4 protein-coding genes and 1 pseudogene (1 of these 5 cut by a window edge) are annotated in these 6,318 nt (G+C 44.7%); 4 read left to right on the top strand and 1 reads right to left on the bottom strand.

All coding sequences use genetic code 11. From position 1 onward, the window contains the following. From COV46_02055 to pepT, 4 genes and pseudogenes are all read left to right on the top strand, one after another. Nucleotides 1-556 (top strand): annotated as a pseudogene (locus COV46_02055) (hypothetical protein); it begins 653 nt to the left of the window's first position. 661 nt (nucleotides 557-1,217) lie between these two features. Then, complete coding sequence (locus tag COV46_02050; protein ID PIR17953.1) at nucleotides 1,218-3,218, top strand: oligopeptide transporter, OPT family; 2,001 nt, start codon at nucleotides 1,218-1,220, stop codon at nucleotides 3,216-3,218. Between the two features lie 47 nt (nucleotides 3,219-3,265). Then, complete coding sequence (locus COV46_02045) at nucleotides 3,266-4,834, top strand: hypothetical protein (protein PIR17952.1); 1,569 nt, start codon at nucleotides 3,266-3,268, stop codon at nucleotides 4,832-4,834. Nucleotides 4,835-4,846: 12 nt separating this feature from the next. Continuing rightward, a complete protein-coding gene (gene pepT / locus COV46_02040; protein PIR17951.1) occupies nucleotides 4,847-6,097 on the top strand; it encodes a peptidase T in 1,251 nt (416 codons plus the stop codon). Here the strand turns inward: pepT and COV46_02035 are convergent. Then, on the bottom strand, nucleotides 6,087-6,318 hold a 232-nt coding region (locus COV46_02035; protein ID PIR17950.1), incomplete at its 5' end, for a hypothetical protein. The two genes, pepT and COV46_02035, sit on opposite strands and share 11 nt — an antisense overlap.

Genomic DNA, 6,318 nt, shown 5'->3' with positions numbered 1-6,318 from the left:
CAATGCCAGGATATGCCTATCAGATCATCACAGAAGGAATAAATTAACGGCGCTCCAGACCCTGATGCATGAACTTTATCCGGGACATCATCTTTATTACTTATACCGCGAAATGCTCTTCGAAGAAGGGCTTCTGGGAGAAGAAGCTACAATCGACCTTCTTTACAGCGCCGAGACCGCCTTGAATGAAGGGATAGCGGAAACGGCGTTCAGGTTCATTAGTTCGTTCGAACCGGAAGAGAAGGCCTATATTGAAATATCGGCCACACGCGAACATTTCTGCAAAAAACTTGCATACAATGTTTGGTACAAAAAGAACGTGGAAAGGACCATAACGCGCAAAGACGGGGAAGAATATCTCCGTGAGTTCGGCCGCATTGACGAGAGCAGGTTCGACGAACTATTCCTTCTAATAGATGACTGGAGGATCTACTATCCATCGTACCCTGCCGGCTTTGATATCGTCGACAAATTCATGAAAGAGGCGGGAGAAAGGTCGCTCTACTCGCTTTACGTACCAAAACCTATCGAAAACTTGAGAAAGGAGATACTATGAAAAAGTTGTACGCACCATATATTGCATGGTTATGTAGATTAAGAGCCCGGGAGGGGCCTTTTTCCGTGGCCTTAAAAAGCTCCCTCCCCTTCTTACTATTTTATGACAAAATTAGGAAAAAATTATTGGCTTTTGTGGAGCGGATACGCCATATCCACGATGGGAACTTATTTAAGTTTCATTATCATAAACCTGTTCATTTATGAGATAACCAAGTCGCCCTTCATGGTGTGACTCTTCTTTCTTTTCCGCCTGATCCCAGCGTTTTTTATGGGTAACATTGCCGGGGTCATGGCCGACAAATACGACAGACGAAAACTGATGATCCTTGCAGATGTGGTCAGGGCCTGCCTTATCTTCTCTGTCGTATTCTTAAGAGAATACCTTTATCCCTTATATTTTATAATATGGGTATGCACTTGACTCTCCCCACCACTATATGTAGTGGTGGGGAGAGTCAAGTGCATACCCATAAAGGTGAATATAGCCTATGTCGTTCAGGCGTGTGCCGTACTCATTATGGTCGGGTGCCTGATACACCTTTTCAGGTGGAAACGTCGCGAGCAGACCGAGGAGGCCCTTAGAGAGCCGGCCTAAAAATCTTTGGTTTGACAATTACCGCCATTAAAGCTAGTTCTCATAAGACCAACAAGGAGAAAATATGAAACACACTTCAAGCGGGGTAGGCCTTCCTGCAAACGCCTACACAACTCTAAAGCCTGGTGAAAAATATGTGCCAACCATAACAGCCGAACAAAATGTTCCGGAAGTAACTCTTCGCTCGGTGTTTTGGGGTCTTTTGTTCGGTATCATCTTTAGTGCGGGCTCCACGTTTCTAACGCTTAAGATAGCACAGGGAATGGAGGCGGCCATACCGGTGGCAATAATTGCCGTCGGTCTTTCCTTCGCTTACGCAAGGAGGAGCTCGCTTCTTGAAAATGTCATTATACAATCGATAGCCTCTGCAGCACCGGCCGCGGCTGCCGGAATAGTCTTTGTTATCCCTGCTCTCTACGTCTTAAAATTAGATGAATATGTCTCGTTCTTTACGGTATTTTTTGCATGTGTCGCGGGCGGACTGCTCGGCATAGTTTACCTGATACCGTTCCGCAAACACTACGTTTCCGAGATGCATGGCAAATACCCGTTCCCAGAGGCGACCGCGGTCACAGAAGTTCTTGTTGCCGGCGAAGAAGGCGGAAGCCACGCCAAGGTCCTGGCATATTCGGTGATCATTGGCGGGGTCTATGATTTTCTATCGATGTCGTTCGGGGCATGGCGAGAGGTCTTTACAACAAAGCTCATACCCAGCTTTGCTTTTTTTACCGACAAGGTAAAGATGGTGTTCGATCTCAACACCGGCGCAGCCGTTATCGGCATGGGCTACATTATCGGCATTAGATATTGCATGATCCTTGCCGCGTCTTCATTTTTCTCGTTCATCGTTCTCGTTCCACTTGTAGCACATTTTGGCGTCGGCATGGTATCCGTTAGCGGGAAGTTGATCGGCGATATGAGCGCCGGCGAAATATTCGGTAATTACGTTCGCTTTATCGGTATTGGGGTCATTGCAATGGCTGCCATAATCGGCGTTTTAAAATCATCCAAAATAATGGTGAAGGCCATCAAGGAAGGCGTGAACGAAATGGTTCATGGACGTCATGCCGACGGGAATGTTCCGCGCACTGAAAAGGATATGAAAATGTCGGTGGTCTTAAGTCTATTTTTAGCTGCGCTGGTTTCCGTATTTATTTATTTTAGATGGGAGACTTTCGGCGGCGTTGGGAATGCAACAATGTTCAGCCTGGTGGCTCTCCTGCTTGTTTCTTTTATAGCCTTCTTGTTCACGACGGTCGCCATTTGGTGCATTGCTGTCACTGCGAGAAACCCGATATCTGGGATGACGATAGTGACTCTCGCAATTGCCAGCCTCTCATTCGTTGCCCTGGGTTTTATTGGTAAACCGGGTATGGCCGCGGTGCTGATAATCGGAACCATCGTTTGCACAGCTTTGGCGGTCTCAGGCCAGTTAATATCCGATCTAAAGGTCGGCTATTGGCTTGGCGCTACACCGAGAAATCAGGAACGTTGGAAGTTCGTTGGAATTGTTGTGGGCGGGCTTGGAATTGCAGCCGTCATAATACTTCTCAATAAGGTCTACGGATTCTCGGCTGACAGGGCAACTGCTCTACCGGCACCTCAGGCGAACGCTATGGCCGCTGTCATGCAGATGGTCATGGGAGATGGTCAGGTTCCATGGCTAATGTATGGTATCGGCGGAATTCTCGCGATCCTATTTGAAATGCTAGGCGTCCCTCCGCTTGCTGCCGGTCTTGGCATGTATCTGCCGATGAACCTTAATATGAGCGTTCTTGTTGGCGGCGCGTTGTCACACTTCATCGGAACTTCCGGGAAGACAAAAGCGATCGCAAAAAAACGCGGCGATAAGGGAACTTTGATCGCATCCGGATTCATCGCCGGCGGTGCAGTTATGGGCGTTGTCGGTGCGATACTTATGTATATTCAACAATCAACGGGTAAGATATTCTTGCCGGACTTCGGCCTTGGCGGAAACGTATTGTCCGGGAATTTCATTTCACTCGCCGGCGTGGCCTTCCTTTGTATCTTCATCCTTTGGGACACGTTCAGGGTTAAGGAGTAGTACTACAGGAACCTCCGATCCTTCAACGGTATGAAAGTGGGGACTTTATGCACAACCTAGACAACCTCAAAAAAATATATGCCAAACATGCACCGTTCGACGTTGATGCAGACTGGTCCTTTCTTGATAAAAACCGAAAAGAAATAATCAAGAGGATGATCAAGGTTGCTGATATTATCGATAACATTTACTGGAAACAATCGGCTCACGACGCCATTGATTGGAGAAAAAGATATTTGAACCCAAAAACTGACGAAGAAAAATTGATACATGACCTCATTGAGATGAATTGCGGCCCTTATGACAGACTTGATTATTACAATGCTTTCATTGGAGATAAGCCAAAGAGATTTGCCGGGGCCGGATTTTATCCGGAAGATCTCACCCAAAAGGAATTTGAAGACCATGTTAAGGCGCACCCGGAAAAGAAAGAGCTTTTTGAGAGCCAGTTTACGGTCATAAAGAGAAAAGGGGGGAAGCTAGAAGCTGTTCAGTATCACGATGAATACAAGGTAGAGGTCACCGAAGCGGCCAAACTTCTTAAAGAGGCTTCCGCTTTCGCAGAAGAGCCAACGCTAAAAACGTATCTTTTGCAGAGAGCCGAAGACCTTCTTACCGACAATTATTACAAGAGCGATTGCGCATGGATAGATCTTAAGGATCCATACATTGATGTGGTCATTGGGCCATATGAGGTCTACGCGGACAACCTAATGGGTGTAAAGGCCGGATACGAAGCGGTTGTCATGATCAAGAATCAGGAGGAAACAAAAAAACTGGACATGTACCTTGACCTTATCGATGAATTTGAACAATGCCTACCAATAGAGGATAAGTACAAGAAAAAGGGCAGCGGCAAAATGGATACTCCAATGATCGTCGTGGACTCCCTCTATCGTGGGGGCGAAGCCAGAAGGGCGATGCAATTTGCAGCCTTCAGCTTACCAAATGATCCTAAGGTGACATCAGAGAAGGGTTCTAAAAAAGTAATGCACAGAAATTTTATGACCGCCAGATTCAACAAGATCATCTCACCTATATCAAAATATTTCTTATCAAATGATTTGCATCAATATTTAGATTCTAACTGTAATACGGACTTTGTGGTCGGCCACGAAATAGCGCATTCCTTGGGACCGAGATTTGTCTATGGGACACATGACACCGTTAACATAGCATTAAAAGACCATTACTCGGCGTTGGAGGAACTTCGCGCTAATGTGCTTTCGGTATACCTTCAAAACTATTTGTTAGACAAGGGATATATAAAGAACAGAACCAGGGAGTCCATGTACACCAGCTTTATGGCTAGCGAGCTTAGGACGTTGCGCATGGGGCACGGCGCATATTCAACGGCCGCCAGAATAAATTTCAATTTTATCAACGAAAAAGGCGGGTTTGTATGGGAGAACGATAGGATAAAAATAAATTTTAAGACATTTGGAGAGGCTCTTAACCAGCTTTCCCGGGAAGTTTCGGTGATTGAGGCAGAGGGCAATTACGAGAGAGCCACGGATCTGGTCAATAAATATAATATCACTACAGAATTCACAGAACCATTAATGCAGGATATCCCAAATATTCCCGCAGATCTGTGGGCGAACTACAAAATATAAAAAGGAGAGATTATGGTCAATAAGGAACGTCTTCTGGATAACTTTATTAAATATGTGAAAATGGACACAAGGTCATCACATGAAAACGCCGAAACTCCCAGCTCGAAAGGTCAATTTGAACTGGCCAAGGTCGTTATTGATGACCTAAAACAGGCCGGATTAAAAGATATCATTCTAACAAAAGATTGTTGTCTGTATGGCACAATACCCGGGAGTATTAAATCTTCGACCAAGATCCCAACCGTTGGATTTGTCGCACATTTTGACACCACCCCTGATGTCCCAGGAGAAAATGTTCAGCCTAATATAATTAATAACTACCAAGGAGAAAAAATAACATTCACTAAGAATTCGGAGTTGTTTCTGGACCCTGCGGAAGAGATCAATCTTAAGAAATGTATCGGAAACACGATCATAACATCTGACGGCACGACATTATTAGGTGCCGATGATAAAGCCGGGATATCAGCCCTGGTTGAACTGGCTCATTACTTTGATGACCATAATGATCAACCACATGGTGATATTAAGATAGGAATAATGCCCGATGAAGAGATCGGTGTCGGCTCTGAAAAATTCAACCTTAAAGAGTTTGGCGCTGATGTTATCTATACGCTCGATGGAAGCTTTGTGGGTGATATCGACATTGAAAGCTTTAATGGATTTAAGGCAAAAGTCACAGTACAAGGAAATGCGGCATTCCCTGGTTATGGTAAAAATATTTATTTAAGTTCATCGCGCATCATATCTGAATTTGTTTCAGAAATGCCGGATGAGCTTTGGCCTGAAAACTGCTCTGACCGTCAGGACATTTTTTGGGCTGACGAAATAAAGGGAGGAGTGGGCAGTTCCGAAATGATTATATTTTTAAGATCCTTTGACTTGAGCGGCATAGAGAATCAAGTGAAGATACTTCATAAAATAAAGGATGATTTGCTAAAGAAATACCCAAAAGCAAAGATCAATATTGAAGTTTCTGAGATGTACAAGAACTATAAGAATGAATTGGATAAAGACAGGCGCGTGGTTGACTATGCTATAGAGGCCATGAAAAAGATCGGAATTACTCCCAACTCGCAGTATGTAAGGGGTGGTAGCGATGCTTGTCATTTCTGCTTTAGTGGTGTCTTGTCAACGAACCTGTTTATCGGTATGCAAAGAATGCACAGCTTTAAAGAATGGGTCTCTCTTGAAGTCGTTGAGAAATCAGCGGAAACAGCCATCAGCATATCCAAGGTATGGGCAGAAAAGTCTATGATCTAAAGATCTCTAGAACGTCTGGTATGGGCTTAGTAATAACAGAGGCGACTCCTAAACGGGTCGCCTCTTTCATTATCTTGGGATCGCCGTGGCTGGCGGTACATAGGTGAATCCTTCCAACTCCTTTATTCTTCAAATGCTGAACAATATCAAGTCCGGTAATATTGCTACCGTCAAAATTATAATCAACTATTGCACCACCTATGGTGCTGTATTCTATAGTA

The organism is Deltaproteobacteria bacterium CG11_big_fil_rev_8_21_14_0_20_49_13 (genome assembly GCA_002796305.1).
Classification (GTDB): Bacteria; UBA10199; UBA10199.
The sequence above is the reverse complement of the archived record's forward strand: the minus strand, read 5'-3'. Positions and strand labels throughout refer to the sequence as shown.